The following is a 19,111-nucleotide window of genomic DNA, read 5'->3' as shown; positions in this document are numbered from 1 at the left end:
CGGAGCGCTCTTGATTTACCTGGAATCTCGTTTCACGAGCAGCACCCAGTTTTCTCCGTCGCAATCCCAGCCGTCTTCCTTGACGATCGGTCGGGCGTCGGTTTCGACGTAGCCGGTCTTCTCGTAAAGGCGTCGCGCGCCGGTATTGCCATCGGAAACGATGATACTCATCGCGCGTCCACCGGCCATTCGTTCGGCTTCAGCCAGAAGATGCGTTCCGCAGCCCATACTGCGACGCTCCGGATGGGTCGCCAGCACGTTGACATATTGCGTGCCTGGAGCGAGGTTTTCCAGTTCCTGCAGCGGGACGAACATCGCCGGCATCGTGTCGTAATCGATTGGCTCCGGCGTGCCCGCAAGCGGGTAGGTGATCAGGCACGCCGCAACATCTCCCTCAACTTCAGCGATCACTGCATTTCTGTAGGTGAATGCGCCTTCGCTGCGCCGGGCCCGAATGCGGCCGAACTCCCACGGGTCCATGCCGGCTTCGGCGTTCTTTTGCCACACATGATAAGGCATGCCTTCGCCGGCGTAGTTGATCAGGCGAGCCAGATGATCGGCGTCATCCGGCGTCGCCGGTCTTGTCACTAGCGTTCGACGTGTCTGCGACTGATGCGCTGAATCAACCATCACGCGGCCTTTCTGTGCCCGCAACAGGCGTCGTGGATTGCTGCGATGTGGCGGATATCCGTACCGCAACATCCGCCGAGCACCATGAGATTGGGCAGCATGTGCATGAGTTCGTGGTACTCCCTGCCAAGCTCCTGCGGGTCGCCGGCGTCGAGTTCCTCGGCGTTGTCCAGTTCCGCGTGGCTCATTTTGGACGCGTTCGCTCTCAGGCCGCCGATGCGAGACAGCCAGCTGTCGCGATTGTCCAGCACATCCCTGAAGTGGGTCGGATGAGCGCAGTTGATCATGTAGTAGACCGGGTAGTTTCCGGTTTTCCTGTCGGTCTGTTCAATGGCGTCTCCGAGCGTCTGTCCGGTCGGCAATCTTCCGTCCGTCTCAACGGTATAAGCGAGAATGACAGGCATGTCCGCCTTTTTGGCGGCATGGGCTATTCCGAGCGCTTCCTCGACATAGTTCATCGTCACAGCCGAGACAACATCGACGCCGGCGTCGGCAAACAGTCCGATTTGCCAGGAGTGGTAGTCACAGGCCTCTTCAACGGACATCATTGCGGTAGGGCTGTATCCGTCGCCGCGTGGGCCGAGATTGCCGCTGATGACAAACGGGGACTCGGCGGTCTCGAACGCATGGCGAATTTCTTCAAGCAGCGTCACGCTGGCCCGATTGGCCTGCTCCAGTTGCGCGGTGGTATATCCCAGAAGCTTGCCCCAGTCAGGGCTGGCTCGCCAGGTCGCGGATTCAAGAACGAAACCCATCTTTTGCGCCCGCGCCAGTTCGGCGTATGGGCGATAATAGTTTTTTGTCGCTTCGCGGCCTTCTTCGGTCTTCAGCACATCGAAGGAGGCGAAATGTGGGAGATCCATTCCTTCAAGAAAGATGAGTGTCGTTTCCAGGCCGCCATCCGTCAGCATGGTCTTGCCGTTCATTTGCGGCAGGCTGTTTCTGTATTTTGCATTCAACATGATTGGGCTCCTTGTATCGTGGAAGTGATATAGCGGGTGACGATCCACACTTGCAGTGCGATTACGGTGCAGTTTTCGTGAGCTGTATTTCCTTCTTGAAAACAACGATCTGTGAGAACTCGCACCAAAAGCGCCCGATCCGCCTGTAAAAAGCTGCACCAAAGGTATGGAAACTGGTTCGCCCCGACGCAGGCTTTGACTTCCGCCGCAACTCGCTCCATCAAGGCGGTCGTTGCGGAAAGGCGGATTGCATGCGTTCATCGGTAATCATTTCGGCGCTCGTCGCGGTGTTAGTGGGGTTTGGAAGCTCAGTCGCGATCGTTATCGCGGCGGCGCACGCCGTCGGAGCGACGGAAGCGCAGACGGCCTCTTGGATCAGCGGCGCTTGCGCCGCGACGATGTTTTCTACCGCCGTTCTCAGCATTCGTTTCCGTATCCCGATCGTCGCGGCCTGGTCGACGCCCGGGGCCGCGATGATTGCGACCACCACCAGCATCACGCTGCCGGAAGCCGCCGGCGCATTTATCCTCGCCGCCGCGCTCATCCTGCTGACGGGAGCTTTCCGTCCGATCAATGCGCTGATCGCCAAAATTCCGCAGGCTGTCGCGTCGGCGATGCTCGCTGGCGTTCTTTTCGGGTTTGTGGCCGCTGTCTTCACGCATCTGAACGCCATTCCGCAACTGGTGCTGCCGATGGTGCTCCTGTTCATTGTCGTGCGAATATTCTCGCCTTCCTGGGCCGTGTTGGCGGTGCTGGCGCTGGGCGTCGTGCTCGTCTATCTGCTCGGCATGACCAAGCCTCTTGAGGAACTGCGTCTTTCGACATTCGAGATCATCGTTCCCGAGTTCAACGTCTCGGTGCTCATTGGTCTCGGATTGCCGCTTTATCTTGTCACGATGGCGTCGCAGAACCTGCCCGGTTTCGCAGTGCTGCGCTCTGCAGGCTACGAAGCGCCGACGCGTGCGATCCTCGCAGTGACGGGATTTGGGTCCCTCGTGACCGCAGCTTTCGGCGCGCACACGACGAACCTCGCAGCAATCACCGCTTCAATCTGCACTGGTGAAGACGCGCATCCGGACAAGGAAAAGAGATGGCTGACCGGTCCGGTCTATGCCGCCGGCTATGCGGTATTGACCCTGATCGGCGCATCGGTGGTGGTCATTTTCGCCAGCTTTCCGCCTGAACTCGTCGCGACGATTGCCGGCATCGCGTTGCTTGGGCCGCTGGTCGGGGCGCTCGGCAATAGCCTGGACGAAAAGGGGGCCCGTTTTGCAGCGGTCATCACCTTTGTGGTGACGGCGTCCGGCATGACCCTTTTCGGCATTGGCGCGGCCTTCTGGGGGCTGCTCGCCGGGATTGCCGTCTATGGACTTGATCGCCTGCTCAAGCGTTAGGATTCATTGCTTCTCTATGCCAAGCGCCTTGCGCTGCGCTCTCGTGAGCTTGGCTGCGACGATGTTGTAGGCGGCTTCAATATATTTTGCGATCTCGACATCGGCGAGGGCGTCCGGGTCGCGAACCTGAACCCACTTTGCGCGCGCCAAATATGGCGCCGGAACGACGCCCTCCTGTTCGCACAGAACCGTGTAGGAGAAATCGCTGCATTTGAAGCTGACCGCGTCTTTTGTGTCCTTGCCCCAGTTCGAGCATAGGGCGAATATCTTGCCGCCGATCTTCCAGACGGATGCGCCGCCCCATTGTTCGACGCGGGTAACGGCAGGAAGTTTGGCGCAGAACCGGTCAAACTCTTCGCGGGTCACAGCAGTGCCCCGCGCGCGGCCAACGCCTGGTTCACGGCCTGTGCGGAGGCGGGTTTGGCCGAGGATGCGCTGAGGGCCGCCGCCGTTCCGGCGGCTTCCCCGGTGGCGAACGCCGTGCCCATGACCCGGATCGAGCCGTAGGCTCTGCCGTCGGCGCCGATGGTGCGCCCGGCGTACCAGAGATTGTCGAGGCCATCGGCGGTTATGGCGTCAAGCGGTACATGGCAGTAACCGTCGCCGCCAACGGAGTGGTAGATGGGCTTGCCGGCCTCGCCATGCAGTTCGATTGGCCATGCGGCGCGTGCGATCGGATGGTCGCATTTGCGGCCGCTGATGACGTCATCGAATGTCATCCGGTAGCGGGCTTTCGGATGTCGGCTTTCACGAATGCCGATCTGCGGCCCGGTCTGGGCCAGGTAGGCGTCCTCGAAACCATCGACATGGTCGCGAAGGGCCTGGACGAGCCCATGCGCCATCATGCGACCTTGCTGTTCCGCGCGTGTGAAGGAACTGGAGCTCAGATCATCGATCGGCAAGTCGACAGTCAGCCACCAGAAATCATCCGAACCCGGCACGCGCGTGTAGATGCCGCCGTCGCTGCGATTGATCTTCAGGTCGCTCGTCTCGTTGTATTTTTCCGTCGTGGCGATGATGACTTGCCGGTCGATCCGTGTTCCGGGCGCCAACCCGCCAATTCTCAGCGGCATGGTCACGGCCTGAAGATGGCCGTTCTCGTCGCCTGTCTGGCAATCGACGCCGGAAAGCAGCGCGAGATTGGCGTCGCCGCTTGCGTCCACGAAAGCGTCTGCGATGACGCGCCTGCGTCCGTCCATCCCTGCGAGCATCACCGATTCGAGGTGGTGCCCGGTGCGAGAAACCGAGGCGACGCGGGTGTGCAGCAGAACGTCGATTCCATGCTCGGCGCAGATACGGTCAAGCGACAGTTTCAGCACTTCCGGATCGAGGAGGATGATCCAGTTTCCGGTGGTCGGAGAACGGTAGGGTTTTGCATCAAGACCATGTCGGCGCAATTCATCAAGCACCAGTTCGCCAGCGCCGGCCACCGCCTGTATGGGTTCTGGCGCCTGCTGAAAGAAACCGCAATAGGCCAGCACCTGCGCATTGGTCGCAGCGCCTCCGAGGAAACCGTATTTTTCCACGAGACACACCTTGGCGCCCGTGAGCGCAGCCCCGATAGCCGCGCCAACGCCAGCGGCTCCGCCGCCGGCAACGACAACGTCATAGTCGGGCTGCCAGCTTTCGTCGGAAGACAATTGGCAATTCTCCTATCTGCGCCAGCGCAGGAAATACAGTTCGGCGAGCGAAATCAGGTAGCTCACGATCAGCCCCAGGATCGAAAGCAGGATGACGCCTGCGATCAGCTGATCGGTGGACATCAGGTTGCCTGCGAGCAGCACATAGGCGCCAATGCCGTATTCCGCGCCAATCATTTCCGCTGCAACCAGCAGAATAATCGAGATTGACGCCGAAATGCGCATGCCGTTGAGAATCGCGGGCAGGGCGCTCGGGAAGATGATTTTGCGTATGATTGACCAGCGAGACAGATTGAAGCTCTGTCCCATGTTGATTAGCGAACGGTCCACCGCCTCTATGCCGCCATAGGTGGCGATGACCGTCGGAAAAAACGATCCGAAAAGAATTGTCGCGACCTTTGACCCCTCGCCAATGCCGAACCAGATGATGAACAACGGAAGCAGCGCGATTTTCGGTATCGGGAAGATGGCGGCGACAAGCGGCCGCAGGGCCGCGCGCGGGTAGGACCAGAGCCCGATCAGCGCGCCGACGGCGAGACCCAGCATGGTGCCGCACGTAAAGCCGATGATGAGCCGGTAGAGCGAAGCGCTGAGATGTTTCCACAGCAGGCCGCTCTGGATGAGGTCTTTCAGCGCTTGAACAACTTCCGAGGGCGACGGCAATACGATCGGTGGAATCAAGCCGAAATTGCTTCCGAGTTCCCAGATGACAACGAGCACGAGAAAGACGATCGGGGCGATCAGCGCGCGCGGCTTGGGCGAGAAACCGCCGCCGCGATAGCGGACTTTCCTGATTTCGTCCTCCGGGGAAGTGGTGACTGCGTCGTCGCGGCGTTGTGCAAGATCAGACATCCGCCAACTCCCTGTCAGCTGAAAGAGCTTCTTCGCGCATCATCTCCCACAACTGGTCCTGGATCTCGATCAGTTCCGGACTGCCGTGCTGTCTTTCACCGATCGGAACCGATATCTCGACGACATTTCTGATAACGCCGGGACGACGCGACAGTACAATGATCTTGTGCCCCAGCGCGACGGCTTCGGCGAGATTGTGCGTGACATAACAGGCTGTGAACGCTTCGCGCTGCCAGAGCGCGATGAAATCATCCATAAGCAATTCGCGTGTCTGGCTGTCGAGCGCCGAAAGCGGTTCGTCCATCAGCAGAACCGCCGGATTGACGGCCAGCGCACGGGCGATTGCGACACGCTGTTTCATGCCGCCGGAAAGCTGTCGCGGATAGGCGTTCGCGAACTCCGTCAGGCGGGTGCGTTCAAGCACATTTTCGATCCGCTCACGCACCGCTTGTGCGCCGAGTTTGTGTTCTTCCAGGACCAGCGAGATATTGCCCCATGCGGTGCGCCAGGGCAGCAGAGCGAAATCCTGGAAGATATAGGTCAGAGGGTTGAGGCTATCGGCCGGAGGGTCTCCGATCTGGTAGACGCCGCCTGAAGTGGGTTCTTCAAGGCCGCCGATCATCCTCAGAAGTGTGGACTTGCCGCACCCGGAAGGCCCAACGATGCAGACGATCTGGCCACTGCGAATCTCCAGGCTGATGGATTTCAGCACTTCGAGATCGTTGTATTTGTGGCTCAGATTCCTGATTTCGAGGTCCACGGTCCGGCAAGCTCCCTGTCAGATCGGTCAGTAAGTTTCAACGAAACTCGGATCGACCATCATTTCAATCGTCAGAGACGGGGAAACCAGTCCGGCGTCCTGGAACCACTTCATCTGCTTTTTAGCGTCAGTCAGGTCCAGCGATGCATTGTCGTTCAGGTTCATGGCGCCATTCTGGATGGAGGGCGCAGCCTTCTCGTAAGGACGATCCTGGTAGACATATTTGTGAATCATCTTCGTCATGTCTTCCAGTTCCTGCGGGTCGGCGTCTTCGGCCAGCATGACGCTGTTGAAGTCGGCGATGCCCCTGGCGTAGGCTTTGACGAAGCGCTCAACCATGTCACGACGCTCTTCGGTGTTTTTCGTCGACGTGAACAGAGCCGAAATCTGGTATTCCGCATAATCGTAGAGCCAGCCAAGCATCTTGGCGTCGCCGTTTTCGACGAGCGGCTTGGCGATATGCGGCACCATGATCATGGAGTCGACCTGTCCGCTCTTCAGCGCGGCGATCATGGAGCCTACCTTCTGCAGGGGCACAAGTTTCAGCTCATCGATCGAGTAGCCGGATTTTTCCGCGATGCGAGCGGCCATGTAATGGAACGTCGAGCCAACCTGGGTCATCGCCACGGAATGGCCCTTCAACTTGTCGACGGAATTCAGACCGTTGTCGTAGGCGTTGTTCGAAGCAAGGATCATCATGCCGTCAACGCCGATCTTTTCATGAAGCACGCCGGCGACGACCTTGACCGATCCCTTTTCTGCGAGGTTCATCAGACCGCCGGTCAGGCCGGCGATGCCGAAATCGGCGTCGCCCGAAGCCACCGCGACAGCGATCGGCTGGGCTGCCTGGAAGAACTTGAACTCGACGTCGAGCCCTTCGTCCTTGAAGTAGCCTTTCTCGTAGGCGATGAAGCCTGCCGAGTGGGACGTAAAGCGCAATGCGCCCACAACGACCTTGTCGTCCGCCAGCGCGTAAGCAGTGGAAACGATCGTGGCTGCAGCAACAGTGAATGCGAGAGTGGCGCGCCGCAGGAGCGCGGGAATTTCAAGAGATCTTTTCATCATATCCTCCTCAGGAAAGCCCGCGGTCTGTGCCGTGAGCCGTGGCGGGACTTTGGTTGACGCCGTCGTTATTTGGTAGGCAAGTCTGCTGTCAAAGCAATAGCCTCAAGCTATGGGCGGCTTAGGCCATTATAATTGCATGTCGAAACCGGTTCGGGAAGCCAGAAGGTCGAACTGACCCTGGGCCATATCCTCTCCGGTCATGATCGGATTGCCGCGCGCGCGGGCTGCGCGCAACCAGGCGGTCAGGCTGCCAGAGGAAACGATATCGGCAACAACGGCTCCTGGCGACGCCGTCTCGAGAGGGCATATCCGCGAGTCGTCGTGAAGCCCGACCGTCGTCGCGTTGACAATCAGATGATAGTCCGTAATCGAGTCCGGCTTTCCGCAGGATATTGACGCCGTGGAGTTGTTCGTCAGGAGTAACGCCAGTCGCCGCATGCGATCGTCATCGGTGTCGAATAGCTGTACCTGCATTGCCCCTGCGTTCGTCAGCGCGAGGGCGATCGCGGCGCCGGCCCCGCCGCAGCCGAAAATCAGGACCGCGCCAGAGGCCGGGTCATGACCCTTCGACTGCATTGCCCGGACGAACCCGTCTCCGTCGACGTTATCCCCTGTCAGGCTTCCGTCTGCGTTTCTCGTGACGACGTTTACGGCTTGCAGCAATCTGGCTCTTTGCGTGGCGCTGTCGACCAGTTCAAGGCAGGTTTGCTTGTGCGGCGCCGTCACCACGGCGCCGTTGCAGTTGCTCCAGCCGCGCAGAAACCGAAAGAATGCGCCGAGATCATCTGCGGGAATGTCCATCGGCGTCATGAGCGCAGCCATGTTGTGTTTGGCGAACCAGCTGTTGAATATGGCCGGCGACTTTGCATGTGCGATGGGCGAACCGATCATCGCCACAACCCGGGCCTTGCCCGTCAACATGGCTGCGGTGGTTCCGTCATCCGTCTGATTTTCGTGAATATTGTTCAAACTGCGCCTCTGGACGGGAAGATCTATTAAATTGCTGACCCGGTACAAGCATGATAACTGTGCCGGCTTCCTGAATGCAGACATGTGTAGCCATGCTTTCCTTTCGTCAACTGGAAGTATTCCGATCGGTTATGGTCAGCGGTTCCATCAGCGCCGCTTCGCAACAGCTCAATATCGCGCAGCCGACGGTGAGCAATACCATCAAGCGGCTCGAGGACGTGCTTGGCGTTCGGCTCTTCCACCGCAACGCCGGTCGCCTGACGCCGACGCGCACTGCGCGCCAGATCTTCGAGATCGTCCAGCCGTCCATGACCGGCCTCGAGCAATTGTCCAGCACAGTCTTCGAAATCGCCTCCGGTCAGTCCGTCACGCTCAGAATGGGCGTCTCGCCAAGCGTCTCGCAGGCTCTCGGTCCAAAGGCGCTCGCCAAGCTCGCGCGCCGCAATCCAGGCGCCAAGTTGCGCATGGACACGTTGTCGCTAACCCAGATCAAGGACTATCTCTGGCTTGCGGAAGGCGATTGCGTCGTCACCATCTATCCCGTGAACGACGCCATGATCGTGTCCCAGAAAATCGCCGAAATCTCGATGGCCTGCATCGTTCCGCGCGACCATCCGATGGCCAACAATGAAAGCGTGTACATCGACCAGCTTGCCGACGAGCGTCTTATTTTCTTTCACCCCAACACGCCGCACGGGCGCTGGGTGAAGGACATGTTCGAGGAACGCGACATCAAGCCGAACATCACCATCGAGACCCGTTTTGCGGAGAGCGCCATCTCTTTGATGTACGAGGATTTCGGCATCGCGATTGTCGATGAATTGACGGCGACCGGCGTCAGGGACCCCGACATCAAGCCCATTCCCTTCGCAGATGGACCGCGGCTTCCGGTTCTCCTGCATCATCACAAGGACCATGGCGCACGGCGGGTCATCGAAACCATCCGGGAAAGCCTCACCGAGGCGGCGCGTGAAATCGGGCTGGAATTCGTGACATAGCTTTACGCTATGCCGGCTCGTTGATTTTGTGCTGGCGACTGTCCGGTCTTCAAGCAAGTTTCCCCCGGTCAAACGGAGATGATCGGAATGAAAATACCGGGAGGAGCCAGGAGCCTGCTATCGGCTGCTGCGGACACCGACTTGCCTTTCGCCCTGTGGCGCAGGCCGGATGCGGTTCACTGGGAGGCGCTCGTTAGCTGCAACGGTTTGACGAAACGGCCGGTGTTTACAAAAACGCATGAGCGGCCTTTCTTCGCGATCAATCGCGTCGATGTCGAAGACGCCAACCTTGCGGACGCCATTGAAGGCGATGTCCGGCTGGACAAGGACGGCGTCAAATTCTGGACCGGAGACGCCTACGGCGACGACCCCGTTTCCGACCATCAAAAAAGACTGCTGGAGCTCGCCGATGACCGGATGGATGTTCCCGTCCAGTCGCGCGCCAATGTTGACGGACCGCTTGCGACCGATCGCCAGACTTATGAGTTGCTGGTGGAGCGCTGCGTGCAGCAGATCAAGGCGGGCCGCATGCGCAAGCTCGTCACGTCGCGCGTGGAAAACCGCGCGCTGTCGCCGGAATATGATCTGCTCGATATGGCAGAACGGCTCGCCGCCAAGCTGCCGTCCGCATTCGTCGCGCTCGTTCACCTGCCTGAAACCGGAAGCTGGCTCGTTGGAACGCCGGAGATCCTGCTTTCGTCCACGCCGGATGGCGTTGACACCATGGCGCTTGCCGGAACGCAGTGGGTCGGGCCGGATCCGGATCTAAGAAACATTGGCTGGCCGGACGGTTTGATCGAGGAACAGGCGCTCGTCAGCAACTATATTCGGCGCGCATTCCTGGAGCAGGGCATCGACGATTTCGAAGAGGTCGGACCGCGCACGGTTTCGGCGGCCAATCTGGTGCATCTCAGAACGATTTTCCGCAGAAGCGCGGACAGCCTCGACGCCGACCGGCTGGCGGGCCTCCTGCGCAGCCTGCATCCGACATCGGCCGTCTGCGGCATGCCGAAGCCGCCCGCGATTGAATTCCTGAAGCGGTTTGAAGGCTACGATCGCGGCTACTACACCGGCTATCTCGGACCAGTCGACTGGGACGGCTCGACAAAGCTCTACGTGAACCTGCGCACCGCGCAAATTCTCGGGCAGGAAATCAGCCTCTATGTCGGGGGCGGAATTGTTGAGACATCAAACCCCGCCCGCGAATGGATCGAGACGGTCGAAAAGACCAAGACGGTCGGGTCGATTATCTGAATATGGAGCGAGCAGGCCGGACCTGCTCGCTTGTTCCTAGTTGTAGGTGCGAATAAGCCCGACGAGCTTGCCCTGGATCTTGACCTGGTCCGGTCCGAAGATCCGCGTTTCGTAGGCGGGGTTGGCGGCCTCCAGCGCAATGGATGCGCCCTTGCGCCGAAAGCGCTTGAGCGTGGCTTCCTCTTCGTCGACCAGGGCGACGACGATCTCGCCGGGATTGGCCGTCGACGCGTTCTTGATCACAACCGTATCGCCGTCAAAGATGCCTGCCTCGATCATCGAGTCGCCCTTGACCTCGAGCGCATAGTGCTCGCCATTGCCGAGCATTTCCGGGGGAACGTTGATGTTGTGGGTGTTGTTCTGGATTGCGGATATCGGCACGCCGGCTGCGATGCGGCCCATGACAGGCACGCTGACGGACGAATTCGCCGCTTCCTTCGGCGCTTCCCGCACCAGTTTGGGATGCGTCTTGCCGAGGCTGCCTTCAATAACGCTTGGGGAGAAGCCCTTGCGCGGATGCAATCCCTGCGCAGCCATTTCCGGAAGCCTGATGACTTCCAGCGCTCTTGCGCGATTGGGCAGGCGGCGAATGAAGCCGCGTTCCTCAAGCGCTGTAATCAGACGGTGGATGCCCGATTTCGACGCGAGATCCAGCGCGTCCTTCATTTCATCAAATGACGGCGGTATGCCGGATTCCTTCATCCGCTCGTGAATGAACAGAAGCAGTTCGTGCTGCTTGCGCGTTAACATGCCCAATCCTCCGAATCGGCGAAACAAATACAGAACATACACTATATGTTCCATTTGTGTTCTGCAAGTGTATTGCGCAATTTGGTTAAGAATGGATTGAAAAGCGATCGCGCCGACGCACAGGGGTGCGTCGGCGCTCTTGATTTTGACAATGGAAAGCTGTCCGCCGCAGTCGACGCTGCGATCCTATTTCACCGGAAAAGGAATGCGCAGGTTGAGCGTTCCGCCATAGGACGTGGAGTCCTCATTGTAGGCGGCGGTGAACCGGCCTGTCAGGCTGGCCTTGCCGTCGAAGTCGATGGCGAGTTCGGCGCCGCCGGTGAAGAACGTCCCGTCGATATCGCCCGGTCCCGCAAAGCTCGTCGAGGAGCCAATCGCAGACACCGCGAAGGCGTCGTCGCTGAAGCCGGCGAAGGACACGCCGGCGAAGGGCTTGAACCGGATCGTGTTGCCGCCTGACTGCATTTCGAAGGGCAGGCCGGCTTCCAGCGTCCCGAAATAATAGGCCGAATCCCGCGCGCCGATCGTCGCGCCGTCGAAACCGGACACCCGGTAGCTGTCGGCCCGGTTCCAGAGCGCTCCGGCCTGACCAAGCACTTCCAGACCGACATAGCCGCCCATTTCGGACGCCGGTATTTCATAGGCGAACCCGCCGGTCGTCGCCAGGAATGATCCGTCTCCCGAGCCGCTGCCGGTGCGATAGTCGGGGCTCGACAGGCTGGTCTGTGTGACGCCGCCTAAAATGGCGGCATTCAGCGTGAACCGGCTGTTCGGAAAGTAGAAGGCGCGAACGCCGCCAAAGCCGGACGTCAGGTCCGTGTCGTGTTCGCCGTCGTCGATGCGTGAAGAATAGGACGCGCCCCCGCCGAACAGGCCGATGCTCCACATGGCGTTCACTGCATGATCATACCCGCCGACGCCGCCTCCGCCGGATGTGTCATAGCCGCTGTAAACGGTGGATGATCCGAAATCCGCTGCGCTGCCGAATCCGGTCAGCCAGAAGCCGCTTTCTCCGGCTTCAGGGCGGTCGTGATACAGCGTGCCGGTCATGTCGAAGAAGAAAGAACGCATCAGCGCGTTGCCGCTCTGGAAGGGCGTGGGATCGATCGTTACGATTTGTGTTGACGTCACGATCGCCGCAAAGCCGTTGAGATCGACGATTTCCGGCGCAGAGACGAAATTGACAAGCGATGCAACCGGGCTGTCAACGCTGAAACTGTCCGTGCCGTCGCCGAGGTCGACAAGCCCGACGATCCGCGAGCCGGTCCCGATCTGCAATGCGTCGTCGCCTTCGCCGAGATTGATGGCGACGCCGCCAAAGCCTTCGAGATAACCGTAATTGTAGATGGTTTGCGATTGCGTGTTGAGGGGATCGGTGTTGACCGCATGGTAGCCGATAATGCTGCCGGTGTTCGTGATGTAGGACGGCGCTGCGCCATCTTCATCGAAATCGACGCCGTCTTGCGAATCGATACCGCCGTTCTCCACCTCGATGCGGCCGGTGTTCAGCACCACACCGTCGTCGAAGTCGATGCCGTCCTGCGGATCGCCGGCGTTGTAGGGAATATAGATCGAGCCGTTGTTTTCGATCCAGGAATCGGTTGCCGTGTGAATGCCGTCGTCAAGGGCGGTGATCGAGCCGTTGTTGATGACCACGGCGCCGTCCGCATCCAGGTTTATGCCTTCGTCTGTGGCGTAGATCGCGCCATTGTTGATCGCGGTGCTGTCCAATTCCGCCTGAATGCCGTCGTCGGAGGCGTTCAGTGTTCCGTCATTGACGATAAAAGCGCCGTCACCGGCGTTTATTCCATCGCCGTCATAGGCGGTGACATCGCCCGAATTGTAGACTTCGCCGTTTTCCGCGACCTGAATGCCGTCGTCATATCCGATCGCCACGCCTTCATTCCTGATGTAGCCGTTATCCTCGGCCTTGAGGGCGTCGCCGTCATAAGCGGTCACGGTTCCCGTATTGATGATCTCGCCGTCATGCTCGATCTGGATCCCGTCATCGGAACCGGTGGCCGTTCCTTCGTTGAGGATAGAGGCGCCGTCGGCGGCCTTCAGGGCGTCGCCGTCATTCGCGGTGACGGTTCCCTCGTTGATGATTTCTCCACCATCCTCGATCTGCACGCCGTCGTCCGCTCCGATGATTTCACCGGTTTCGCTGTTGAGGACATAGGCGTCGTCATCGACGTTGACGCCATCGCCATTGCCGTCGATGACGCCGTTGTTCGTGACGCTGGCGTCGTCGCCGCCCTGCACGCCATGCTCGCCGCCGCCAGACAATATCGTTCCGTCATTGGTCAGCGTTCCATTATCGCCAAACCGGAATCCACGGTCTCCGCCGCCGTCCACGACGGCGCCTTCCTCCACGATAACCGTCACGTCCTCAACATTCTCGTCAACGAAGCCGGTGCTTGGACCGGTGCAGATCACCGTTTGTCCGTCGGTCGGCGAGGCTGGGTCGCAATCGGCCCGGGCGGCGGATACGGAGGTGAGTGTCAAGCAAGCGACGCCACACAGAAGTTGCGCCGCATGTGACGCCAAAGAACTTGATTTCATGTATTCCCCCGACTGGATATATGATGATCTGCTGGAACCAGCAGGACTTTTGTAGGGTGGCTGCATGACAGTTATGCGACAGTTTGATGATCGCGGACTGTCTGGCGCCGCGACGGTTCTGCCGGAACGAAATCGGAACAAAAAAGATTCATTGACCGGTCGGTCGGTTTAAGTGCTATTGTCAACGGTGCGCAGGGAGGAGACGCCAATGAGCGACGATTCAGTCAGGGTCGAAAAGCAGGACGGGTATGTCGTGATCACACTCGACAGGCCGGACAAGCTCAACGCCTTCAATGAAGCTCAGCATGTCAGCCTGAAAGAGGCGCTCATCGAGGCGGAAGAGGATCCTGCGTGCCGCGCAATCCTGCTCACAGGCGCGGGCCGCGGCTTTTGCGCCGGGCAGGATCTCTCAGAGCGCGATCCCTCCCAGGGCGAGATCGACCTCGGTCTCACTATCGATTCCTGGTACAACCCTCTCGTCCGCAGGATCCGTTCCATCGGCAAGCCCGTGATCTGCGCCGTGAACGGCGTGGCCGCCGGGGCAGGGGCCAATATCGCGCTCGCCTGCGACATCGTGCTTGCCGCGCGCTCGGCGAAATTTATTCAGGCGTTTTCTCGCATCGGCCTGGTGCCGGACAGCGGCGGAACATGGACCGTGCCGAACCTCATTGGCGAAGCGCGCGCCAAGGCGATCATGTTCACCGGCGAGCCGGTGTCGGCGGAACAGGCGGCCGACTGGGGCATGATCTGGAAAGTCGTGGACGACGACGGGCTCATGGCGGAAGCCGCCGGTCTCGCGGCTAGCCTCGCCAAAGGTCCGACAAGAAGCCTCGGTCTCATGAAGGGCCTGATACAGCAGGCTGGCGACAACACGCTCGACGAGCAGCTTGATCTGGAGCGCGATACGCAAAGGGAAGTTGGCCGCGGAACGGACTACGCCGAAGGCGTGCGCGCCTTCATCGAGAAGCGTCCGGCGAAATTTACGGGGCGATAGACCATGACGAACGATAGCGCCCAGAAGCCGAGTTCGGCGGAAGATCTGGCGAACGCCAGCGCCGAGGCGATGTGGCGGGAGGACCGCGCCTCCAAGCATATGGGCATGGAGATCGTTGATATCGGTCCGGGTCGCGCGACTTTGCGGATGCCGGTGCAGGACCACATGGTCAACGGGCTGGATATCTGTCACGGCGGTTTCGTCTTCACCTTGGCGGACAGCACGTTCGCCTTCGCCTGCAACAGCTACAACCAATATGCTGTCGCACAGCATTGCGCAGTCTCGTTCCTGCAGCCGGCGCGGCGCGGCGAGATGCTGACCGCAGTCGCGAGTGAGGTGCACAGGACAACGCGCAGCGGCATTTACGACATCCGGGTGACCAGGGACGACGGGACGGTTGTGGCTGAATTTCGCGGTCACTGCCGGACCATCAAGGGAACGCACGTGCCGGAGGCGGCTGAGTAGCAGACCGATCGGCGGAGGAGACAATGCAGACAAAAACGACAGGCGGGTACAGCGCCGGCCTTGATGCGATCGAAACGGCGTCAAGGGACGAAATTTCAGCCCTTCAGCTCTCGCGCATGCGCGAGACATTGCATCGCGCCTACGAGCACTCGCCATTCTACCGCAAAAGCTTTGACATGCATGGCGTCCATCCGGACGATCTCAATTCGCTCGACGATCTGTCGAAATTTCCCTTCACGGTGAAGCAGGACCTGAGGGACAATTATCCGTTCGGCATGTTCGCCGTGCCGCGGGAAAAGCTTGCGCGTCTTCACGCGTCTTCTGGCACCACCGGCAAGCCGACCGTGGTCGGCTATACGCTGGGCGATATCGACATGTGGGCGCAGATGGTCGCCCGGTCGATCTACGCCAGCGGCGGGCGGCCGGGCGACCTTGTGCATGTGTCCTACGGATACGGCCTGTTTACCGGCGGGCTTGGCGCCCATTACGGCGCCGAGAAGCTTGGCTGCACGGTTGTGCCGATTTCCGGCGGTATGACCGAACGGCAGGTGATGCTGATCGACGATTTCAAACCGCGCGTCATCATGGTCACGCCGTCATACATGCTCTCCATCCTCGACGAATTCCGCAATCAGGGTCTCGATCCGCGGGAAAGTTCGCTAAAAGTCGGCATTTTCGGCGCCGAGCCATGGACCAATTCCATGCGCGAAGAAATCGAAACGGCATTCGACATGGACGCCGTCGATATTTACGGCCTGTCCGAAATCATCGGGCCGGGCGTCGCCAATGAATGCGTTGAAACCAAGGACGGCCTGCACATCTGGGAAGATCATTTCTATCCGGAGGTCATCGATCCGCAGACGGGCGAAGTGTTGCCGGACGGCGAAATGGGGGAGCTTGTGTTCACTTCGCTGACCAAGGAAGCCTTCCCGATCATCCGCTATCGCACCCGAGATCTTACGCGATTGCTGCCGGGCACGGCCCGTTCGATGCGCAGAATGGAAAAGGTCACCGGCCGTTCAGACGACATGATGATCATCCGCGGCGTCAATGTGTTTCCGACACAGATCGAGGAGCAGATCCTCAAATGCCGGATCCTTGCGCCGCACTATCAGATCGAGCTTACGCGCGATGGGCGTATGGACCGTATGTCCATCAAGGTCGAGGCGAGCGGCTCCGGCCTGGGCGATGAAGACCGCAAGCAAGGCGCCAATGAGTTGCGTCACCACGTCAAGAGCGTCGTCGGAGTAACGGTCGAGGTCGAAGTGCTTGATCCGGGCGGCGTCGAAAGATCCGCCGGCAAGGCGCGGCGGGTCGTGGATTTGCGTAGCGCTTGATCGCGCAGCTCTTCGCGGCGATAAGTGCGGCATGAGCGAAGCCGCACACAGCCATCTTGAACGATTGATAGACGCCTTTCACGGGCAGGAGCGCATCCGCGTCTGGTCGCTGGTCATCACGATTTTCGGCGACGCCGTCAATCCGCGCGGTGGCGAACTCTGGCTCGGATCCCTCCAGGAATTGATGTCCCGACTACGCGTCGAACCAAGCGCGCTGCGCGCCGCCATGTCGCGCCTGACCTCAGACGGATGGTTGCTGCGCATCCGCGAGGGACGCAACAGCTATTACCGTCTGGCCGAAGCCGGTCAGGTTGAATTCGCCGAGGCGACGACCCGGATCTATGCGCCCGGTCCCGTGTCCTGGGACGGTCAGTGGACAATCATCCTTTCGAATGGCCCAAACGACCGGAAGCGTGAGGCGCGGCGCTCGGCGTTGCAATCCGCCGGTTTCGGCGCCCTGTCGCGCGGTCTGTTCCTGCGTCCCTCGGATGGCGCGGAATCCATCGCGGCGCAACCGCACGAGTTCATCTTCTCGGCGCGCCTTCGTGAGGATTCCAATGTCGGCGCCTTGATCGAAAAAGCCTGGTCGGAGGTCGACGCGCAGCGCTCCTATGCGTCCTTTGCGCAGGATTTTCGCCCGCTCGACGTTGCGTTGCGCGCGAAGAACGATCTGGATCCGTTGTCATCCATGGCGGCCCGTACGCTGTTGATCCATGCATTCCGCCGCGCCGCCCTGCGCGATCCCAACCTGCCGCCGGAACTGACGCCGGACGCCTGGAAGGCGGATGAAGCGCGCCGGATCGCGTCGTCCATCTACAGCGCCATCGCCGGGGCAAGCGAACGCTGGCTCGACGAGTGCAAACGATCCGGCGACAGGACGCTCGAACCGCCTGCAATCGATATCAGTCGCAGATTTCGCGCGCCGTCCGCGTAATTCGTTACGAAAAAACCATTGAATTATTATATTTCGTAACATATAAATTGGAGCGAGGATGAGGAGCACGCTTCCATGTATTCGCAGGGATTGATTGGCGCTGACGGCCGTACCGACGAAGACGAAGCCTTTCTACAGGCGTTTCAGGACCGTATTGACGCTGAATTGAAGATCGAACCGAACGATCCGATGCCGGAAGGCTATCGCAAGACGCTGGTTCGCCAGATTTCACAGCACGCGCACTCCGAAATCATCGGCATGCAGCCGGAAGGCAACTGGATCACGCGCGCGCCGACGCTGCGTCGCAAGGCGGCGTTGCTCGCCAAGGTGCAGGATGAGGGCGGTCACGGTCTCTATCTCTACTCGGCGGCCGAAACGCTCGGCGTCAGCCGCGAGGAAATGACCGATCAGCTTCTGTCGGGCGCCGCCAAGTATTCCTCCATCTTCAACTATCCGACGTTGACCTGGGGCGACATCGGCGCAATCGGCTGGCTGGTCGACGGCGCCGCCATCATGAATCAGATTCCCCTGTGCCGGTGTTCCTTCGGCCCCTATGCGCGGGCCATGATTCGCGTCTGCAAGGAAGAAAGCTTCCACCAGCGTCAGGGCTACGAGATCATGATGACGCTCGCCCGCGGATCCGACGAACAGAAGGCCATGGCCCAGGACGCGCTCGACCGCTACTGGTGGCCGTCGCTGATGATGTTCGGACCTTCCGAAGGAAGCTCCGTTCATTCTAGCCAGTCCATGTCGTGGAAGATCAAGCGGTTCACCAATGACGAACTGCGCGACAAATTCATCAACGCCACAGTGCCGCAGGCCGAGTTTCTCGGTTTGGCTGTGCCGGATCCCGACCTCAAATGGAACGAGGAACGGCAGAGCTATGATCACGGCGAGATCGACTGGGACGAGTTCTGGCGGGTCGTGAAGGGCGATGGCCCCTGCAACCGGGAAAGGCTTCGCAATCGCAACCGTGTCCACGACGAAGGCGCCTGGGTGCGCGAAGCCGCGCTTGCGCACGCCGAAAAACGCCGCGAACGGGCCGAAGCCGCAAAAATCGCCGCGGAATAGGAGTGCCGTCATGCATCTGGCTGAACTGAATATCGGCCGAACCCGATACGATCTCGACGATCCGCGCATGGCGGATTTCGTCAACAGACTTGATGCCGTCAACGCGCTTGCCGAACGCAGCGAGGGGTTCGTCTGGCGTCTGGCCGACGAAGCGGGCGACACTGTCGCGCTGGAAAATGATCCGCATGTGATCGTCAATCTTTCCGTCTGGGAAACGGCGGAGGACCTTGAACACTTCGTCTGGAACACGGTGCATCGCAAGGTCTATGGCCGTCGCGGCGAGTGGTTCGAGACCATGGGCAAGGCCCACTTCGTGATGTGGCGTATCGAAGAAGACACTGTGCCAACGGTCGCAGAGGCAATGGCCCGCCTTGAACATCTGCGGCGCCATGGCCCGAGTGATCATGCCTTCGGGTGGGAAGGTTTGCCCAATCTCAAGACCTGGTTTGAAAAACGCTGCGCATAGGACAATGA

General features: G+C 60.0%; 19 protein-coding genes. 9 read left to right on the top strand and 10 right to left on the bottom strand.

All coding sequences use genetic code 11. The annotated features are described in order from the left end of the window. Positions 1-15 precede the first annotated feature (15 nt). Positions 16-630 carry a GNAT family N-acetyltransferase gene (locus AAFN47_RS03470; RefSeq protein WP_499807806.1) on the bottom strand — a complete coding sequence of 205 codons (615 nt, stop codon included), beginning with the start codon at positions 628-630 and terminating at the stop codon, positions 16-18. After that, entirely contained in the window at positions 630-1,592 is a 963-nt protein-coding gene (locus AAFN47_RS03465; protein WP_499807805.1) for a homocysteine S-methyltransferase family protein, read from the bottom strand. Before AAFN47_RS03465 ends, AAFN47_RS03470 begins: the two co-directional genes overlap by 1 nt. A gap of 251 nt (positions 1,593-1,843) precedes the next feature. Here AAFN47_RS03465 and AAFN47_RS03460 point away from each other — a divergent pair, with 251 nt between their 5' ends. Continuing rightward, a complete protein-coding gene (locus AAFN47_RS03460; RefSeq protein ID WP_499807804.1) occupies positions 1,844-2,986 on the top strand; it encodes a benzoate/H(+) symporter BenE family transporter in 1,143 nt (380 codons plus the stop codon). Positions 2,987-2,989: 3 nt separating this feature from the next. Here the strand turns inward: AAFN47_RS03460 and AAFN47_RS03455 are convergent, their stop codons facing one another. From AAFN47_RS03455 to AAFN47_RS03430, 6 genes are all read right to left on the bottom strand, one after another. Next, positions 2,990-3,352 (bottom strand): MmcQ/YjbR family DNA-binding protein, encoded by a 363-nt coding sequence (locus AAFN47_RS03455; RefSeq protein ID WP_499807803.1) that lies wholly within the window; start codon positions 3,350-3,352, stop codon positions 2,990-2,992. Then, positions 3,349-4,626: an FAD-dependent oxidoreductase gene (locus AAFN47_RS03450; protein WP_499807802.1), complete on the bottom strand. Its 1,278-nt coding sequence runs from the start codon at positions 4,624-4,626 to the stop codon at positions 3,349-3,351. The genes AAFN47_RS03455 and AAFN47_RS03450 overlap by 4 nt, the downstream gene beginning before the upstream one ends. A 12-nt stretch (positions 4,627-4,638) precedes the next feature. Continuing rightward, positions 4,639-5,478: an ABC transporter permease gene (locus AAFN47_RS03445; protein WP_499807801.1), complete on the bottom strand. Its 840-nt coding sequence runs from the start codon at positions 5,476-5,478 to the stop codon at positions 4,639-4,641. Then, positions 5,471-6,238, bottom strand: a complete 768-nt coding sequence (locus AAFN47_RS03440; protein WP_499807800.1) for an ABC transporter ATP-binding protein — start codon at positions 6,236-6,238, stop codon at positions 5,471-5,473. The genes AAFN47_RS03445 and AAFN47_RS03440 overlap by 8 nt, the downstream gene beginning before the upstream one ends. A 27-nt stretch (positions 6,239-6,265) precedes the next feature. Next, positions 6,266-7,300 (bottom strand): ABC transporter substrate-binding protein, encoded by a 1,035-nt coding sequence (locus AAFN47_RS03435; RefSeq protein WP_499807799.1) that lies wholly within the window; start codon positions 7,298-7,300, stop codon positions 6,266-6,268. Positions 7,301-7,429: 129 nt separating this feature from the next. Next, positions 7,430-8,272, bottom strand: a complete 843-nt coding sequence (locus AAFN47_RS03430) for a shikimate dehydrogenase family protein (RefSeq protein ID WP_499807798.1) — start codon at positions 8,270-8,272, stop codon at positions 7,430-7,432. A 74-nt stretch (positions 8,273-8,346) separates the two neighbouring features. Between AAFN47_RS03430 and AAFN47_RS03425 the strand changes: the two genes are divergently transcribed. Next, positions 8,347-9,270, top strand: a complete 924-nt coding sequence (locus AAFN47_RS03425; protein WP_499807797.1) for a LysR family transcriptional regulator — start codon at positions 8,347-8,349, stop codon at positions 9,268-9,270. Positions 9,271-9,357: 87 nt separating this feature from the next. After that, positions 9,358-10,524 carry a chorismate-binding protein gene (locus tag AAFN47_RS03420; RefSeq protein WP_499807796.1) on the top strand — a complete coding sequence of 389 codons (1,167 nt, stop codon included), beginning with the start codon at positions 9,358-9,360 and terminating at the stop codon, positions 10,522-10,524. Positions 10,525-10,560: 36 nt separating this feature from the next. Here AAFN47_RS03420 and lexA read toward each other — a convergent pair whose 3' ends face one another. Together lexA and AAFN47_RS03410 are read right to left on the bottom strand one after the other, a co-directional pair. Further along, a complete protein-coding gene (gene lexA, locus AAFN47_RS03415) occupies positions 10,561-11,274 on the bottom strand; it encodes a transcriptional repressor LexA (protein WP_499807795.1) in 714 nt (237 codons plus the stop codon). 186 nt (positions 11,275-11,460) lie between these two features. Continuing rightward, the gene (locus AAFN47_RS03410; RefSeq protein WP_499807794.1) at positions 11,461-13,779 is read right to left on the bottom strand and encodes an autotransporter outer membrane beta-barrel domain-containing protein; all 2,319 of its coding nucleotides are present in this window, start codon (positions 13,777-13,779) and stop codon (positions 11,461-11,463) included. Between the two features lie 265 nt (positions 13,780-14,044). On the opposite strand from AAFN47_RS03410, the gene paaG reads away from it, so the two are divergent. The 6 genes from paaG (at position 14,045) to AAFN47_RS03380 (ending at position 19,103) form a co-directional block, all read left to right on the top strand. Next, positions 14,045-14,830 carry a 2-(1,2-epoxy-1,2-dihydrophenyl)acetyl-CoA isomerase PaaG gene (paaG, locus tag AAFN47_RS03405; protein ID WP_499807793.1) on the top strand — a complete coding sequence of 262 codons (786 nt, stop codon included), beginning with the start codon at positions 14,045-14,047 and terminating at the stop codon, positions 14,828-14,830. Between the two features lie 3 nt (positions 14,831-14,833). After that, positions 14,834-15,295: a hydroxyphenylacetyl-CoA thioesterase PaaI gene (gene paaI, locus AAFN47_RS03400; RefSeq protein ID WP_499807792.1), complete on the top strand. Its 462-nt coding sequence runs from the start codon at positions 14,834-14,836 to the stop codon at positions 15,293-15,295. A gap of 23 nt (positions 15,296-15,318) precedes the next feature. Next, entirely contained in the window at positions 15,319-16,632 is a 1,314-nt protein-coding gene (paaK, locus tag AAFN47_RS03395) for a phenylacetate--CoA ligase PaaK (RefSeq protein WP_499807791.1), read from the top strand. A gap of 31 nt (positions 16,633-16,663) precedes the next feature. Further along, positions 16,664-17,566 carry a PaaX family transcriptional regulator gene (locus tag AAFN47_RS03390; RefSeq protein WP_499807790.1) on the top strand — a complete coding sequence of 301 codons (903 nt, stop codon included), beginning with the start codon at positions 16,664-16,666 and terminating at the stop codon, positions 17,564-17,566. Positions 17,567-17,641: 75 nt separating this feature from the next. Then, positions 17,642-18,637 carry a 1,2-phenylacetyl-CoA epoxidase subunit PaaA gene (gene paaA, locus AAFN47_RS03385; RefSeq protein WP_499807789.1) on the top strand — a complete coding sequence of 332 codons (996 nt, stop codon included), beginning with the start codon at positions 17,642-17,644 and terminating at the stop codon, positions 18,635-18,637. Between the two features lie 10 nt (positions 18,638-18,647). Next, positions 18,648-19,103: a DUF3291 domain-containing protein gene (locus tag AAFN47_RS03380; RefSeq protein ID WP_499807788.1), complete on the top strand. Its 456-nt coding sequence runs from the start codon at positions 18,648-18,650 to the stop codon at positions 19,101-19,103. Positions 19,104-19,111 lie beyond the last annotated feature (8 nt).

Source organism: Hoeflea sp. CAU 1731, assembly GCF_039888615.1.
Lineage (GTDB): Bacteria > Pseudomonadota > Alphaproteobacteria > Rhizobiales > Rhizobiaceae > Flavimaribacter.
This window is presented reverse-complemented; position numbering and strand designations above follow the sequence as displayed.